The sequence below is a fragment of the Pseudomonas moraviensis genome, from assembly GCF_900105805.1.
Taxonomy (GTDB): Bacteria; Pseudomonadota; Gammaproteobacteria; order Pseudomonadales; family Pseudomonadaceae; genus Aquipseudomonas; species Aquipseudomonas moraviensis_A.
Window position 1 is genome coordinate 2162899 of record NZ_LT629788.1, and the last position, 14324, is coordinate 2177222.

At 60.6% G+C, this 14324-nt stretch carries 17 protein-coding genes and 1 pseudogene; 13 read left to right on the forward strand and 5 right to left on the reverse strand.

Features of this window, described 5'->3' with window-relative positions:
* Nucleotides 1-203 precede the first annotated feature (203 nt).
* Together BLU71_RS09705 and BLU71_RS09710 are read left to right on the forward strand one after the other, a co-directional pair.
* Nucleotides 204-914, forward strand: coding sequence for a histidine phosphatase family protein (locus tag BLU71_RS09705; RefSeq protein WP_064361791.1), 711 nt, complete (start codon nt 204-206; stop codon nt 912-914).
* Nucleotides 915-977: 63 nt separating this feature from the next.
* Nucleotides 978-1295, forward strand: coding sequence for an SCP2 sterol-binding domain-containing protein (locus BLU71_RS09710; protein WP_042610331.1), 318 nt, complete (start codon nt 978-980; stop codon nt 1293-1295).
* Nucleotides 1296-1401: 106 nt separating this feature from the next.
* On the opposite strand, the gene BLU71_RS09715 is transcribed toward BLU71_RS09710, so the two are convergent.
* Entirely contained in the window at nt 1402-1896 is a 495-nt protein-coding gene (locus tag BLU71_RS09715; RefSeq protein ID WP_064361792.1) for an RES family NAD+ phosphorylase, read from the reverse strand.
* A complete protein-coding gene (locus tag BLU71_RS09720; RefSeq protein WP_064361793.1) occupies nt 1893-2369 on the reverse strand; it encodes an antitoxin Xre/MbcA/ParS toxin-binding domain-containing protein in 477 nt (158 codons plus the stop codon). Before BLU71_RS09720 ends, BLU71_RS09715 begins: the two co-directional genes overlap by 4 nt.
* A gap of 407 nt (nt 2370-2776) precedes the next feature.
* On the opposite strand from BLU71_RS09720, the gene BLU71_RS09725 reads away from it, so the two are divergent.
* The 4 genes from BLU71_RS09725 (at nt 2777) to BLU71_RS09740 (ending at nt 7808) form a co-directional block, all read left to right on the forward strand.
* Nucleotides 2777-4504 (forward strand): hydrogenase maturation protein, encoded by a 1728-nt coding sequence (locus BLU71_RS09725; RefSeq protein ID WP_083352935.1) that lies wholly within the window; start codon nt 2777-2779, stop codon nt 4502-4504.
* Between the two features lie 109 nt (nt 4505-4613).
* Entirely contained in the window at nt 4614-5477 is an 864-nt protein-coding gene (locus tag BLU71_RS09730) for a LysR family transcriptional regulator (RefSeq protein WP_042610327.1), read from the forward strand.
* Nucleotides 5478-5589: 112 nt separating this feature from the next.
* Nucleotides 5590-6735, forward strand: a complete 1146-nt coding sequence (locus tag BLU71_RS09735; protein WP_083352936.1) for a sterol desaturase/SRPBCC family protein — start codon at nt 5590-5592, stop codon at nt 6733-6735.
* On the forward strand, nt 6732-7808 hold the full coding sequence (locus BLU71_RS09740; protein ID WP_083352937.1) for an SMP-30/gluconolactonase/LRE family protein: 1077 nt from the start codon (nt 6732-6734) through the stop codon (nt 7806-7808). Before BLU71_RS09735 ends, BLU71_RS09740 begins: the two co-directional genes overlap by 4 nt.
* A gap of 108 nt (nt 7809-7916) precedes the next feature.
* Here BLU71_RS09740 and BLU71_RS27475 read toward each other — a convergent pair whose 3' ends face one another.
* Both BLU71_RS27475 and BLU71_RS09745 read right to left on the reverse strand, forming a co-directional pair.
* Nucleotides 7917-8081: a hypothetical protein gene (locus BLU71_RS27475; protein WP_165839222.1), complete on the reverse strand. Its 165-nt coding sequence runs from the start codon at nt 8079-8081 to the stop codon at nt 7917-7919.
* Nucleotides 8082-8180: 99 nt separating this feature from the next.
* Nucleotides 8181-8435 (reverse strand): hypothetical protein, encoded by a 255-nt coding sequence (locus BLU71_RS09745; RefSeq protein ID WP_064361798.1) that lies wholly within the window; start codon nt 8433-8435, stop codon nt 8181-8183.
* A gap of 204 nt (nt 8436-8639) precedes the next feature.
* Here BLU71_RS09745 and BLU71_RS09750 point away from each other — a divergent pair, with 204 nt between their 5' ends.
* Nucleotides 8640-9161: a DUF4142 domain-containing protein gene (locus BLU71_RS09750; RefSeq protein ID WP_016774469.1), complete on the forward strand. Its 522-nt coding sequence runs from the start codon at nt 8640-8642 to the stop codon at nt 9159-9161.
* Nucleotides 9162-9219: 58 nt separating this feature from the next.
* Here BLU71_RS09750 and BLU71_RS09755 read toward each other — a convergent pair whose 3' ends face one another.
* Nucleotides 9220-9483, reverse strand: a complete 264-nt coding sequence (locus BLU71_RS09755) for a hypothetical protein (protein WP_042610415.1) — start codon at nt 9481-9483, stop codon at nt 9220-9222.
* A gap of 261 nt (nt 9484-9744) precedes the next feature.
* Between BLU71_RS09755 and BLU71_RS09760 the strand changes: the two genes are divergently transcribed.
* The 6 genes and pseudogenes from BLU71_RS09760 to BLU71_RS28130 all read left to right on the forward strand — a co-directional run.
* A complete protein-coding gene (locus tag BLU71_RS09760; protein WP_042610324.1) occupies nt 9745-10596 on the forward strand; it encodes an STAS domain-containing protein in 852 nt (283 codons plus the stop codon).
* Nucleotides 10597-10598: 2 nt separating this feature from the next.
* Nucleotides 10599-10961 carry an STAS domain-containing protein gene (locus BLU71_RS09765; RefSeq protein ID WP_042610323.1) on the forward strand — a complete coding sequence of 121 codons (363 nt, stop codon included), beginning with the start codon at nt 10599-10601 and terminating at the stop codon, nt 10959-10961.
* The gene (locus tag BLU71_RS09770; protein WP_042610322.1) at nt 10958-11362 is read left to right on the forward strand and encodes an anti-sigma regulatory factor; all 405 of its coding nucleotides are present in this window, start codon (nt 10958-10960) and stop codon (nt 11360-11362) included. Before BLU71_RS09765 ends, BLU71_RS09770 begins: the two co-directional genes overlap by 4 nt.
* Nucleotides 11359-12372, forward strand: a complete 1014-nt coding sequence (locus BLU71_RS09775) for an ATP-binding protein (RefSeq protein WP_042610414.1) — start codon at nt 11359-11361, stop codon at nt 12370-12372. Before BLU71_RS09770 ends, BLU71_RS09775 begins: the two co-directional genes overlap by 4 nt.
* Nucleotides 12365-13240, forward strand: a complete 876-nt coding sequence (locus tag BLU71_RS09780) for a sensor histidine kinase (protein ID WP_042610321.1) — start codon at nt 12365-12367, stop codon at nt 13238-13240. Before BLU71_RS09775 ends, BLU71_RS09780 begins: the two co-directional genes overlap by 8 nt.
* Nucleotides 13230-14261, forward strand: a pseudogene (locus BLU71_RS28130) (response regulator); the annotation flags it as partial. The gene BLU71_RS09780 and the pseudogene BLU71_RS28130, both read left to right, overlap by 11 nt.
* Nucleotides 14262-14324: the final 63 nt, after the last annotated feature.

Sequence of the window (14324 nt, forward strand, 5' to 3'; positions counted from 1 at the left end):
GAGACTCCTCAATGCAATGCGTGAACGTGAAACACACGCGGAATGGCTCCAGCATACCCATGCGCCGGCTCGTCGGCCAGCCGTGAAACCTCTGGCAACACGCCTGTAACGGGCATTTCAAACAAGCGTATGTTTTTTCATTGACAGCTCTCCGCCATCCTCATAACCTCGCCTGACCTTCAACGTACCGGGACGACGCGGACGTGGGCAGCATCTACTTGATACGACATGGCCAGGCCTCCTTTGGTGCAGACGATTACGACGTTCTGTCACCGACCGGCGTGCGTCAGGCAGAAATCCTCGGCCAGCACCTTGCCGATCTGGGCATCAACTTCGACCGCTGCCTTGCCGGTGACCTGCGTCGTCAACAGCACACCGCCACCAGTGCACTGGAACAATTCAGTGCCAGAGGCCTGCCGGTTCCCGTTCTTGAAACCGATTCCGCCTTCAACGAATTCGATGCCGATGCGGTCATCCGCGCCCTGCTCCCGGCGATGCTGCCGGAAGAGCCGGAAGCTCTCGACATCCTGCGCAATGCCGCGCAGAACCGCGGTGAATTCCAGCGCATCTTTGCTTTGATCGTCGAACGCTGGCTCGCGGGCACTCATGACACCCCGGGGCTGGAAAGCTGGCTGGGTTTCGTCGAGCGCGTTCAGGCCGGTCTGCACCGTATTCTCGATGTGGCGGAAAAAAACCAGAAAATCGCCGTGTTCACTTCCGGCGGCACCATCACCGCCCTGCTCCACCTGATTACACAAATGCCTGCCCGACAGGCCTTTGAACTGAACTGGCAAATCGTCAACACCTCGCTCAACCAGCTGAAGTTCCGCGGTCGCGAGGTGGCTCTGGCTTCCTTCAACAGTCACGCACACCTGCAACTGCTGAAGGCCCCGGAACTCATCACTTTTCGCTGAGTCCGGCTTACTGTGACCCTGGCTGTAACCACCCAGCTCCCATGACCAAGAAAGGATCGAACCATGACCTCCGTAGCTGATGCCGTAAAAGCAATGCAAGCCAAGTTCAACCCAGCAGCCGCTGCCGGTCTGGACCTGGTCTTCGGTTTCAACATCACCGACGAAGACAAGCAATACGCACTGATCGTCAAAGACGGCACCTGCGACATCCAGGAAGGTGAAAACCCGGACGCCAACTGCACGCTGGTGCTGGACAGCGAAACCCTGAAAGGTATCGTCAGCGGCGAAACCGACGGCATGCAGGCGTTCATGGGCGGCAAGCTGCGCGTTGAAGGCGACATGATGCTGTCGATGAAACTGTCCGAGCTGTTCCCTTCGTAAGAAGCTGCTGGGTTCAAACAAATCCCGCCCTTGTGGCGGGATTTGTCGTTCATGCAAGGGGAATCAGCGCAGGGCTCGGCTTCGTCCTCCGCTCGCGGAGATACGATCAAACCTCCTGCAACAACCGCGTATCCAGCCCGAACCGCTCTTGCGAAACCATCCTGAACTGACCCTCCGCCAGATCGCAACTCACCAGCAAATTCCACGAGTGCCTCGTTGCCACCGAAGGCACCAATACAAAAGGGTGTTCAGCCAACAGTGCATCGGCAAACTTTCGCTGGTTGGGCGAGGTTTTCATCGGGGTGAGCCAGTGCGGATTGGGCACATCCTCCGGCTGCACGATTCTCACGCTGGCTTGGTGAACGATTTCAAAACAGGTCAACACATAGGGTTCCTGATCAAGCGCGTCGAAACTGCCATGGGCGGCCACCTCGAGAATCGCCGTGGATGGATCGACTGACGCGTACACGACTCGCCGTCCAGGCGTATTCCAGCGGCCGCCGTCCCGTTTCGAACCCAGACCGCTGTCCCAGGTTTCGCTGTACACCGCGCGATCCAGCCGCCAGGCGTACCAGCGATCATCCCAGGGCAAGGGATTCATTGATAAACCCCGTATTTGATCTGGTTCAGATACTCCTCCACCATCCTGAACCCCAACGCATGTCCAACCAGATCGAGTGGCACATAGCCGTAGAAGTACGTTGCGCGTTGCTCCAGCCAGGATTCGGCCTTGGCCTGACGCCCGAACACTTCGGTGGCCAGTTCCAGTGCCGCGGCATATTGCCAGGCGAGGATGCTCTGCGGCGTGTCCAGACGCACCGGCGCGCCTTCCTTGAGCAGACGTCGCACAGTTCTCACGGATCTGCCGGTGATGCGTTTGACCATCTCGCCCTGCTGGTACAGCTCGGAGGAGGCAATCATGTTGACCACATCGAGCAGCTCGAATCCTTCGCTTGTGCAGCGCAGGACGAGCATCGGGTCGTCGCCGGTGTCCTGTCCACGCAACAGCAACTCCAGAGGCTTGCCCTCGAGCTTCTTCAAGCCGGTGAGCCGGGGCGCTTTGGCAGTCGGCATGGCGACGTCCTCCGAGGGGCATCTGGCGCGATCGTCGCGCCAGTAATGGCGAGGGGAATAAGCAGGCGTATGGCTTTCAATCAGTGGGATTCGCATGTTCCATCCTTTGTCCGGGTCCGGAGCGATCTGTGCGCTCGATGACTTCAATGTCAGGACTGATGCTATAGCCCCAGCGTCCGACGACCAACCTGAAAAAGTCGTCAGAAATATCCACGTATCTGATCGAAACACTCCTGTTTCCGTAGGACCTGAACGGAAATTTCAGCGCGTGAATTCTCGCCTTGCCTGACACAACGTTGACCTCGGTCACCTGTGGACGTGCAAGCACTGCGTACGCTTCCCGCTCCATCGAAAGCCAGGGAAGGCTCACCGGGAGCCTGCGGCCGACTCACTCAAGGAAGAATCCCATGCAATCGCTCAAGATCATTCTGCTGGCGTCAGCGTTCAACGGCCTGACGCAACGGGCCTGGCTGGAACTGCGTCACGCTGGGCACTTGCCCAGCGTGGTGCTGTTTACCGACCCGGCTTCGGTGTGTGAACAGGTCGAGCACAGCGGCGCCGACCTGGTGATCTGCCCGTTCCTCAAGGACCGTGTGCCACAGGCACTTTGGGCCGATGCCCGGCGTCCGGTGGTGATCATTCATCCCGGCATCGTTGGCGACCGCGGCGCCAGCGCACTGGATTGGGCGATCAGCAACGAACTGCCGATCTGGGGTGTCACCGCGCTGCAGGCGGTCGAAGAAATGGACGCCGGGCCGGTGTGGGCCACCTGCGAATTCAACCTGCCTGCGGGCATGCGCAAATCCGAGTTGTACAACGGCCGCGTCAGCGATGCGGCGCTGGTGTGCATCCGCGAGGTGGTGGAAAAATTCGTCGAAGGGTTGCGGCCGGTCGAACTGGATTACGCCGATCCCAGCGTGCGCGGGCGCTTGCAACCGAACATGAAACAGGCTGATCGCAGCTTCAGCTGGCACGATTGCGCGCGCTTCATCAAGCGCTGTATCGACGCAGCAGACGGGCAACCGGGCGTGCTGGCAAGTCTGGCTGGCGGGCAGTATTACCTGTATGACGCTCACCTTGACTCGCGAAGAGGCACGCCCGGCGAGATTCTTGCGGTGCATGACGACGCGGTGTTGATCGCTGCCGGCGACCAGAGCCTGTGGATCGGCGCGCTGCGACGCAAACCTCAACCCAGCGAGGAAACCTTCAAGCAACCGGCCCGGCATGTGCTGGCCGGACAACTCAACCATGTGCCAGTGCTGAGCTGGTCGATCGCCACACAGCCGTTCAGCGACGAAGCGTATCAGCCGATTCGTTACCGTGAGTCCGGGCATGTCGGGGAACTGACGTTCGAGTTCTACAACGGCGCGATGAGCACCGAGCAATGCCAGCGCCTGGTCGCGGCACTGCGTTGGGCCAAGGCCCGGGATACGCAAGTGCTGCTGATCAGGGGCGGCCGGGGCAGTTTTTCCAACGGCGTGCACCTGAACGTGATTCAAGGCGCGCAGGATCCCGGCGCCGAAGCCTGGGCCAACATTCAGGCAATCGACGATGTCTGCGCCGAACTGCTCAGCGCGCGGCAACTGGTGGTCAGCGGCGTGACCGGCAACGCCGGCGCGGGCGGCGTGATGCTGGCGCTGGCGGCGGACATCGTGTTTGCCCGCGCCGATATCGTGCTCAATCCGCACTACAAAAGCATGGGTCTGTATGGCTCGGAATACTGGACCTACAGCCTGCCCCGCGCCGTCGGCCCGACGATCGCCGAGCAATTGACCCAGGCCTGCCTGCCGATCAGTGCGGTGCAAGCCTGGCAACTGGGCATGGTTCAGGAGATCGGCCCGCGCTGTCCGGACGAGTTTTCCCTGTGGCTGCTGCAACGAGCGAATAGCGTATTGAGTGATCCCGCTTATGCGGCGGTGCGCGAACGCAAGTTGCGGATCGATCAGGCACTGATCCGTCGATGCCGAGACGCGGAGCTGGAGCAAATGCAGGAGGACATGCTGCATGACCGCAATCGCTTTGCCGAAAAGTGCAGCCACTTCGTCTACAAGCGCAGGGTGTGTGGCACGCCGGCGCGCCTCATAGAGGATTGGGCGCGAGTGGGCTTGCTTGAGCGCACCGAGTTGGCCAGTTGATCTTGTGGTGTCTGCTTTCCCCTCACCCTGGCCCTCCCCCAGGGTGAGGGCCAGGGTGAGGGGCTTTTGACTTACAATGCGCGCCACCTCCAGACACCGGCCCCGCCTCATGGACATCGACCTCGCCCGCACTTTTCTCGAAATCGTTCGTCACGGCAGTCTCGCCGCCGCCGCGCAGAAGCTGTTCGTCACGCAAACCGCGATCACCGCACGGGTGCAGAAACTCGAAAGCCAATTGGGCAGTACGCTGTTCGTGCGCAATCGCGCCGGGGCGAAGTTGACGGCCAATGGCGAAGCGTTCGTGATCTACGCCAATCAACTGGTGCAGACCTGGGAAGCCGCGCGCCGCGACTTGCCGCTGCCCGAGGGTTATCACAACGTTCTGCACATCGGTGGCGAGGTCAGCCTGTGCAATCCGCTGATGCTTAGCTGGGCGGCGGAGCTGCGCGAGAAAATCCCCGGACATGCGTTGCGCATGGAAATCCGCGATGGCGAAAACCTGCTGCGTCAGCTCGAACTCGGCGTGCTCGATGCCGCGCTGGTTTATCAGCCGGAATACTGGCCCGGGCTACAGGTCGAACAAGTGCTGGAAGAAAAGCTGATTCTGGTGCGCGCGCCCGAGCGCCCTGATCCTTACGTCTACATCGACTGGGGCCCTGACTTCCGCCGTCAACATGACGCCGCGCTGCCGGAAAAAGCCAAAGCGGCGCTGAGCTTCAACCTCGGCCCGCTGGCCCTGCAATACATCCTCGAACATGGCGGCAGCGGCTATTTCCGCACCCGGGTCGTGCGCACGTATCTGGAAACCGGGGCGCTGGAAGCCGTCACCAAAGCGCCGGAATTCGGCTACCCGACCTACCTGGTGTATTCGCGTGATCGCGACTCGGCGGTGCTGCAGCAGGCCTTCGATCTGCTCCGCGAAGTGATCCGTACCGATGACGACTGGTCGCAGCGCTGGAACCCTCTGAGCTGACACCGCAGGCGCAGTCCGGAGCATGGCGCTTGTGACCTCAAGGTTGGCCCTGCAGACATCAGCGGATCGGCTACTCTGCCGGGTATAACGACAATACCCGCAGGTGAAAGCGTTGAGGCAGACCACCGAGACATTTCGCAGCCGCTACCGTGCGGCCATTCACCCTTTGTACAACCCATGGCTGCACGGCATGTTCGTGCTGCTGTTCGGCATTCTCGCTATCGCTGCGTTCTGGCGCACGGTGCATTCGGTGAGCTGGCTGGAATGGCTGACCGTGCCGTTGACCCTGCTGCTGTTCAATTTCGGCGTGTACATGGTCCATCGCCATCTCGGTCATCAGAAAAAAGCGTTCGCAAAGATGTTCTACGCCCGGCATGCCGGCGACCATCACAGCTTTTTCACCCCCGGCCATATGACCTACGACAGTGCGCGAGACTGGCGGGTGATTCTGTTTCCGGCCTGGCTGATCGTCATTCATACGCTGCTCATCACCCTGCCCCTGTGGTGGCTGCTCGCGCAGGTCAACGCCAATGTCGCCGGGCTGTTCGCCGGGTGCATGGTGCTTGGATATCTGCTCTACGAAGTGTTCCATGCCTGCGAACATCTGCCGCCGCAAAATCCGTTGAGCCGTTTGCCGTGGATCCGCCAGATGCGCCGTCTGCATGAATTGCATCATCGCCGCGAGCGCATGCAGGAACGCAATTTCAACATCGTTCTGCCCTTGATGGACTACCTGTTCGGCACGCTGTATCGCGAGCCGGAACCCGCCCCTTTGAGATATTCGAAAATGCCCATGACGCGCATGCAGCACGAGATCGACATCGCCGGCGAACCGGTCGCCGTGCTGGCCTATGCCGCCAGCGTCAGTCACTGGCCGGACTGGCATCCCTCCTCATTGAAGATTGACGGTCCGCAACGTCCGCTGCATGCCGGTGCGCGCTTCGAAGAGGACATTCATGCCGGCGGACGTGCCGGCCATTTGCGCTGGGAAGTGACGGAATATCTGCCGGGACGGCGCTGGTGCGCCCGCGCGCAAAGCGATCAGGGCTTGTCCTTGCGGCTGACTTACGAGTGCTCGGCGGAGGCTGGCGGCACGCGCTTCGTGCGTACGCTGGAATATCGCTTTGACGGCTTGCTCATGCGCCTCGCCAATCGCCTGTTGCTCAAGCGGCGCATCGAACGCGAGTCTGCGGCGTCCATGCTCGCCCTGCGCGACACGGCCGCACAGTTCATCGGCGCGGCGAGGGCCAGCGCGTGAAATTACGTCATCTGCCGGGCCTGCTGATCGTTCTCGTCATCGCCTTCTTGCTTTTGCTGCCAACCAAAGTCGAACCGGTGGCCTGGACACCGCCACCGGCGCCCTCGCTGAAAGACGGTATCTACGCGGACAACAAGCGCCTCAAAGGTGTGGCGAAGGTCGGGCCGAGCGACATCGAAGGCCCCGAAGCCTTGTTGCTGGAGGACGATTTCCTCATCACCGGATTACATGACGGCAGGCTGATTCGCAGCAGCCTCGACGGCACGCAGCGCAAGGTACTGGCCGACACCGGTGGCCGCCCGTTGGGCCTGGCCCGGCATCCGAACGGCATGCTGGTGATTGCCGATGCGGTCAAGGGTTTGCTGTCGCTGGATGCGCAGGGACAAATGATTCCCTTGACCACCGAGGCCAACGGTGTGCCATTTGGATTCACTGATGATGTAGCGGTCGACAAGTCAGGCCACTACGCCTACTTCAGTGATGCCTCCAGTCGTTGGGGCTACGGCCAGGACGGCGAGGCCATCATCGAGCACGGCGCCGACGGACGCTTGCTGCGCTACGACTTTCAGACCGGCAAGACCAGCGTGCTGCTCGACAAACTGCAATTCGCCAACGGCGTCACTCTTGGCCCGGACGAGGCCTATGTGCTGGTCAACGAAACCGGCGCCTACCGCATCAGCCGCTATTGGCTGAGCGGGCCGAAGGCTGGCACCCACGACGTGTTCATCGACAACTTGCCAGGGCTGCCCGACAACCTCTCGTTCAATGGCAGCAATCGCTTCTGGGTAGCCCTGTATGCGCCGCGCAATGCCTTGCTCGACGGCACGGCTGAACATCCGTTTTTGCGCAAGATGATCGTGCGGGCATTGACGGTCTTGCCCAAGCCTGTGGAGAAGCGTGGGTTTGTCCTCGGTCTGGATCTGGACGGCAAGGTGATCGCCAATCTGCAGGATGCGAGCGATGGCAATTACTCGCCGATCACTACCGTGCGCGAGTACGGGCAGTGGTTGTATTTCGGCTCGTTGAAGGCGGGGCATATGGGGCGGATAGGGTTGGATTCGGCGCTGAAGTGAGTCAGCGGGATTTGCGCGCAATTGAATTGCGCTATCGCGAGCAGGCTCACTCCTACAGGGGTACGCATTTCAAATTGTAGGAGTGAGCCTGCTCGCGATAGCGGTCTGTCAGTTGCTGGATCTATCGAACTTGTCCGGATCGTCGTCTTCGGGAAGCTCCTCGACCGGTTCTTCAGGATGCGCGGTGGTATGCGCCGGGCTGTTCGGTTCGGGACGGGTGGGAATCGGGTCGAAACCGCCCTGCTCTTCACTGGGGAATTTGGGGTCGTTCATGTGGCACCTCGCAACGAGTCGATGGTTTGCAGACTCTGCACATTGGAGGTGCCGTAAGCCGTAGCCGTTCCCTTGGGAAAATGACCACGGGTCGGGCGATTACTGGCCCGTCAGCGGCTGCCCCGCCAGTTGGGCGACGATCTGCTCCTTGACGATTACACGCTTCTCTTTGAGCTTTTTCAGGTCATCGTCAGTGGGGGCGTCTGACTTGGCGTTCTCGGCCTCGACGACCGCTTTATCGACATCAAAATACTTGTTAAGCAACGAATCCAGCTTCGGATCCTCGGAGCGTTTTTGCTCGATCTCTTCCTTCTTGCAGCCCAGGTCCTGATACAGATCATGTGAAACCGGCATGAAACACCTCCATCAATTTGATCGACAACCAGCGCGACCGATGCGCTGACTCATTATCAGCATGGCCTTGGGCAATGGCTTCTGTCGACTCCCTGTCAGACCAGCGGTTGCCGTTCGTCGCCCTGTCGTAAATGCGATAAAACCTTTGCCGTGTCCTCCCGCTCCATTGGATAACGCTCACAAAAACCTGCGTGGAGATACCCAATGGACGGATTCAACCTGCGTCATCTCGCCCTGGCTGTTGCACTGTCTGCCGGCATGGGCAGCGCCTTTGCCGCGACTGACAACGACTTTGTCGATAACGCCGCTGCTGGTGGCATCGCTGAAATCGAAACCAGCCGCCTGGCCCTGGAAAAAAGCCAGTCCGCCGACATCAAAGCCTTTGCCAACCAGATGATCACTGATCACAGCAAGGCCAACGATGAACTGGCGGCGATTGCCAAAGCCAACGACATCGAAGTCCCGGACACCACCACCCTGGTCAAGCAGGCCAAGGAAAAGATTCTCGACATGCGCGATGAATCCTTCGATGCGGCCTACGCCAATAACCAGGTCAAGGCTCACGAAGAGACGATCGAGCTGTTCAAGAAGCAGGCGAATACCGTGACCGATGACAAGGCCAAAGGCGCTACTGAACTGAAAGCGTTCGCGCAGAAAATGCTGCCGGCGCTGGAAAAACATCTGGCCCACGCCAAAGAGCTGCAAGCCAAACACCCGAGCAAATAAACGCCCGGGCAATAAAAAAGGCCGCATCCATCGATGCGGCCTTTTTGCGTTCTGCCGATCAACCGCCATCGGTGTCGATGTCGGCGTCGGTGCTTTCGCCCGGTGCGGGGCGGTCCGGGTCAGGCTTGAAGCCGGGGCTGAATTCGTTGTTGTTGTCGTCGTGATGCTGTTTCTGATCAACTTCGCTGGCCGCACTGTCGGCCTGCCCTTTTTCGGCCGGTGCAGGCTTGGTTTGCCCCGGTGTTTGCGGGTCGATCGCCGGATCGTTGCGGTTAATCGACTCAGAGGACTGATTTTGCTGTTGCGGCGCTTGCTCGTTCATATCCACCTCATTCATAGTCCTGCCTCCCTCTTCCAGCACGACTGGAAAACGTCGGGCATGCAGATTCGAAGCCTGACGCCGTAGATTCGTTCAAAAGATCGTTGCCTGCTGCCACGCCGACTAGAGTTACCGGGGTGTTCGACGCGGCAGGCAGAAAAATTCAGCGCTGGATGAACAACTATTTCAAGCGGCAAATGTCAGTCAATTCGCGCCGGCCATTTCGCTGCGCCGGCCCCCAATACGTATCGGAGCGACACGCACATGGCAGCACTGCAGAACAGCACAGTCGAAGCAATCAAGAACAACCAGACGCAACTGCTGAGCGAATGGACCAAACGCCTCGAAGCCAGCGGCGCCACGCGCAACCTCAAGGAACATGACCTCGCGCAACAGACCCGCGATTTGCTGAGCCTGCTGCTGACCGGCCTGGAAAACGGCAATGGCAGCAAGATTGCCGCCGCAGGCTGGGAAGATACCCGCCAGTTCCTTGAAAAGCTGTCGCAAAGCCGCGCCCTGCTCGGCCAGGATTCCCAGCAAACTGCCAACTTCATCTTCGCTCTGAAGGGGCCGTTGTTCGCCCTGCTGCAAAACCATTATCAGGACCAGCCGGCACTGCTCGCCGAGCAATTGCTGGAAGTGTCCGAACTGCTCGACACCGTCGGCATGCACACCATCGGCACCTTCCAGAAATCCCGCGAGGCGGTGATCAAGCGTCAGCAGGAAGAATTGCTGGAACTGTCGACCCCGGTCGTCAAGCTGTGGGACGGCGTCCTCGCCCTGCCAATGATCGGCACCCTTGATTCGCAGCGCACCCAAGTGGTGATGGAATCGCTGCTGCAACGCATCGTCGACACCGGTTCGGAAATCGCCATCATCGACATCACCGGCGTGCCGACCGTCGACACACTGGTTGCCCAGCACCTGCTGAAAACCGTGACCGCGATCCGCCTGATGGGCGCCGATTGCATCATCAGCGGCGTGCGTCCGCAGATTGCTCAAACCATCGTCCACCTCGGTCTGGATCTGCAAGGCGTAGTGACCAAGGCCAACCTGGCCGACGCATTGAAACTGGCCCTGACCCGCTTGGGTGTCAGCCTCGTCAAGACGGCTTGACCATGGAACGTATTCCGATTCTTCAAATGGGCGAATTCCTGCTGGTGACCATTCAGGTCGACATGCATGATCAACTCGCGATGACCCTGCAGGACGATCTGTCCGAGCGCATCAGCCGGACCTCGGCGCGCGGTGTGTTGATCGACATTTCGGCGCTGGACATGGTCGATTCGTTCATCGGGCGCATGATCGGCACGATTTCCGGGCTGTCGAAAATCATGGACGCCGAAACCGTGCTGGTCGGCATGCAGCCGGCGGTGGCGATCACCCTGGTTGAGCTGGGCATGACATTGCCGGGCGTCAGTACCGCACTGAACGTCGAACGCGGGATGAAACTGCTGCGGGAACGAGTACTTGCACAATGACCGTGCGCAGCAGCGGTACTCAACCCATTCTCATTGAACAGGACGTGGTGCTGGCCCGCCAGACCACGCGCAAGCTCGCCACCGAGTGCGGCATGCGCCTGATCGACCTGACCAAACTGGTGACCGCTGTCAGCGAGCTGGCACGTAACACCATGGTCTATGGCGGCGGTGGCGACATGGACTGGCAGGTCCTCGAGGAAAACGGCCGGGTCGGTCTGCGTCTGACCTTCCGCGACGAAGGCCCGGGCATCCCTGACATCAAACTGGCGATGACCGACGGCTGGACCTCCGGCAGCGGTCTGGGCCTGGGTCTGACCGGCGCCAAACGCCTGGTCAATGAATTCGAACTCGACACTGAGCCCGGTAAAGGCACGCGCATTACGATCACACGATGGACATGAATATCACCGGGTCGTTGACCCAGGTCCTGCCGATCGAGGACAGCAGCCAGATCGGTCACGCACGACGCACTGCGCAGAAACTCGCCGAGCAGCATGGCTTCGATGAAAACGACGCCGGGCGCGTGGCGCTGGTGGCAACCGAACTGGCCAGTAACGTGCTCAAGCATGCCCGACGCGGCGAATTTCACCTGCGCGTACTGCCACGACCGGGCAACGGTTTCGCCATCGAGATGCAGACCGTGGATCGCGCGCAGGGCTTTGACCTGGACGCGTGTCTGGCGGATGGCTTTTCCACCGGCGGTACGCAGGGCATCGGTCTCGGCGCGGTGTCGCGTCAGACGGATGTGTTCGATGTTTACGCCGACCACCGCGGCGCCGTGCTGCTGGCGCGGATCTTTGCCCGCAGCGATCGGCAGGCCGATATCCGCTTCGGGGTCAGCCAGCATTCGTTGCATGCCGATCCAGCCTGCGGCGATGTCTGGCACCTGAAGTTTGAAGGTTCGCGGATCAGCGCACTGGTGGTCGATGGCCTCGGCCATGGCGAAGACGCCGAGCGCGCAGGCCTGGCCGGGGCACAAGCATTCGCCCGGGCACCGTTCGCCGATCCTGTGGTATTGATGGAAGACCTGCATCAGGAAATGCTTGGCACCCGCGGCGGCGCCGTGGCGTTCGCCCAGTTCGACAGCCAGCGCGACGGCCTGACGTTCGCCGGTGTCGGTAACATCGGCGCCAGTCTGCTGGAGCCTGGCAAATCCCGCGGTCTGGCCTCGCACCCCGGTATCGTTGGCGGCCAGTACCGTAAAGCCAAACCCTTTGACTATGCTCACGTGAACGGACATTTATTGATCATGTACAGCGACGGCTTACAGTCCCGTTGGAATCTTGCAGACTACCCCGGCCTGGTGCATCGCCATCCCGCCGTGATAGCCAGCGTCCTGCACCGCGACTTCTGTCGCGGCCGCGATGACGTGACGGTACTGGTCGTAGCTCTGGAGGCCGCCCATGGCTGAATCGACAACCCTGAGCCCTGCCGAGCAGGCGGCGCTCATCGCCCAGTTGCAGCGTGAAACCACTGCCCTGCGCGAAGAGCTCGATGAAACCAATCAGGGCGTGCTTGCGCTGTACGCCGAGCTCGACAATCAGGCCGAGGAACTGCGTCAGGCCTCGGATCTGAAGAGCCGGTTCCTGTCGTACATGAGCCATGAATTCCGCACGCCACTGGGCTCGATCCTGAGCATCAACAGCCTGCTCGCCGACGAACTCGACGGCCCGCTCAGTCCCGAGCAACACAAGCAGGTAGCGTTCGTCAGCACTGCTGCCCGGGAACTCAGCGACATGGTCGATGACCTGCTCGATCTGGCGAAGATCGAAGCCGGGCGCATCAGCATTTCTCCGGCCTGGTTCGACATGTTCGATCTGTTTTCCGCCTTGCGCGGCATGTTCCGGCCGATCGTCGATGCGACAGCGGTGGATCTGATCTTCGAAGAGCCGCTCGGCCTGCCGCGCCTGTATACCGACGACAAGAAGCTCGGGCAGATCCTGCGCAACTTCATTTCCAACTCGCTGAAGTTCACCACCCGTGGCGAAGTGCGCGTCTCGACGCGCATGGAAGGCGAAGACAAAGTGCGCTTCGCCGTCAGCGATACCGGCATCGGCATTGCGCCAGAACTGCATGACACGCTGTTCGAGGACTTCTCCCAGGTCGATTCGCCGTTGCAGAAACGCTTGCGCGGCACCGGTCTGGGTCTGTCACTGTGCAAGCGTTTCGCCGCGCTGCTGGGCGGTGAAGTCGGGGTTGAAAGTACCCCGGGCGTCGGCTCGACGTTCTTTGTCATCATCCCGCTGGCAATCGCTCTGGAGAACGTCGATGAATCGTGACATCCGCCTGCTGATTGTCGATGACAACGTCGCCACCCGTTACGCCTTGCGCCGGCGTCTGGAGCGCCACGGCTACGCGGTGCTCGAAGCCGGCACCGGCAGTGACGGTCTGGCCCTGATCGAGAGCGAAGCCCTCGATGCGTTGATCCTCGACGTCAACCTGCCGGACATGAGCGGTTTCGATATCGTCCGCCTGCTGCGCGCCGACCCGCGCACCGCGCTGCTGCCGGTGATCCATGTGTCAGCAGCCTCGATCCAGACCGGCGACATCATCACCGGTCTGAACGCCGGCGCCGATGCCTACCTGATTCACCCGGTCGACCCCGACGTACTGCTGGCGACGCTGCGCACCTTGCTGCGGGTGCGCGACACGGAAAACGCCCTGCGCGAAAGCGAGGCACGTTTTCGCGAGATTTTCGCCAACGTCTCGGCGCCGATTGCGGTAATCGATGCCAATCTGAATGTGCATGAATGCAACCATGCCTTTGCTCAGTTGATCGTCGACAACCGTGACCCACAGGCCCTGCGTGAATGTTTCGCCGAAGATCAATGCTCGATCCTCGATGAACTGCGTCTGCGACTGGTCGACGGCGAGCGCTGGAAAGGCACGCTGAACATGAGCGTGCAAGGCGAGATTCGCGAAACGCAGTGGCAGATTTCGCCGTATCGCACCCCGGAATTGAGCCTGGTATTCGTCGAAGATGTCACCGAACATCGCCACCGCGAGCGCTCGCATCTGGCGCGACTGGATGACACCACCACACAATTGGCTAAGGAAGTTGCCGAACGCGTGCACGCCGAAGCGCAATTGCTGCAAGTGCAGAAAATGGATGCACTGGGCAAGCTCACCGGCGGTATCGCCCACGACTTCAACAACCTGCTGACCGGGATCATCACCAGTCTGGAACTGATTCAGAAACGCGTGGCCGATGAGCGCCTGGACAAGGTGCAGTTCTATACCGAAGCAGCGCTGAACTCGGCGATGAGCGCGGCCTCGCTGACCCATCGTCTGCTCGCGTTCGCCCGTCAGCAGCCGCTCGACACCCGGCCGGTGGATATCAACGAGCACGTTCGCTCGCTGGAA

Coding starts and splice junctions, on each gene's coding strand:
- BLU71_RS09710 (WP_042610331.1), top strand. CDS start 978: ATGACCTCCGTAGCTGATGCCGTAAAAGCAATGCAAGCCAAGTTCAAC.
- BLU71_RS09715 (WP_064361792.1), bottom strand. CDS start 1,896: ATGAATCCCTTGCCCTGGGATGATCGCTGGTACGCCTGGCGGCTGGAT.
- BLU71_RS09720 (WP_064361793.1), bottom strand. CDS start 2,369: ATGCCGACTGCCAAAGCGCCCCGGCTCACCGGCTTGAAGAAGCTCGAG.
- BLU71_RS09725 (WP_083352935.1), top strand. CDS start 2,777: ATGCAATCGCTCAAGATCATTCTGCTGGCGTCAGCGTTCAACGGCCTG.
- BLU71_RS09730 (WP_042610327.1), top strand. CDS start 4,614: ATGGACATCGACCTCGCCCGCACTTTTCTCGAAATCGTTCGTCACGGC.
- BLU71_RS27475 (WP_165839222.1), bottom strand. CDS start 8,081: ATGAACGACCCCAAATTCCCCAGTGAAGAGCAGGGCGGTTTCGACCCG.
- BLU71_RS09745 (WP_064361798.1), bottom strand. CDS start 8,435: ATGCCGGTTTCACATGATCTGTATCAGGACCTGGGCTGCAAGAAGGAA.
- BLU71_RS09750 (WP_016774469.1), top strand. CDS start 8,640: ATGGACGGATTCAACCTGCGTCATCTCGCCCTGGCTGTTGCACTGTCT.
- BLU71_RS09755 (WP_042610415.1), bottom strand. CDS start 9,483: ATGAACGAGCAAGCGCCGCAACAGCAAAATCAGTCCTCTGAGTCGATT.
- BLU71_RS09760 (WP_042610324.1), top strand. CDS start 9,745: ATGGCAGCACTGCAGAACAGCACAGTCGAAGCAATCAAGAACAACCAG.
- BLU71_RS09765 (WP_042610323.1), top strand. CDS start 10,599: ATGGAACGTATTCCGATTCTTCAAATGGGCGAATTCCTGCTGGTGACC.
- BLU71_RS09770 (WP_042610322.1), top strand. CDS start 10,958: ATGACCGTGCGCAGCAGCGGTACTCAACCCATTCTCATTGAACAGGAC.
- BLU71_RS09775 (WP_042610414.1), top strand. CDS start 11,359: ATGAATATCACCGGGTCGTTGACCCAGGTCCTGCCGATCGAGGACAGC.
- BLU71_RS09780 (WP_042610321.1), top strand. CDS start 12,365: ATGGCTGAATCGACAACCCTGAGCCCTGCCGAGCAGGCGGCGCTCATC.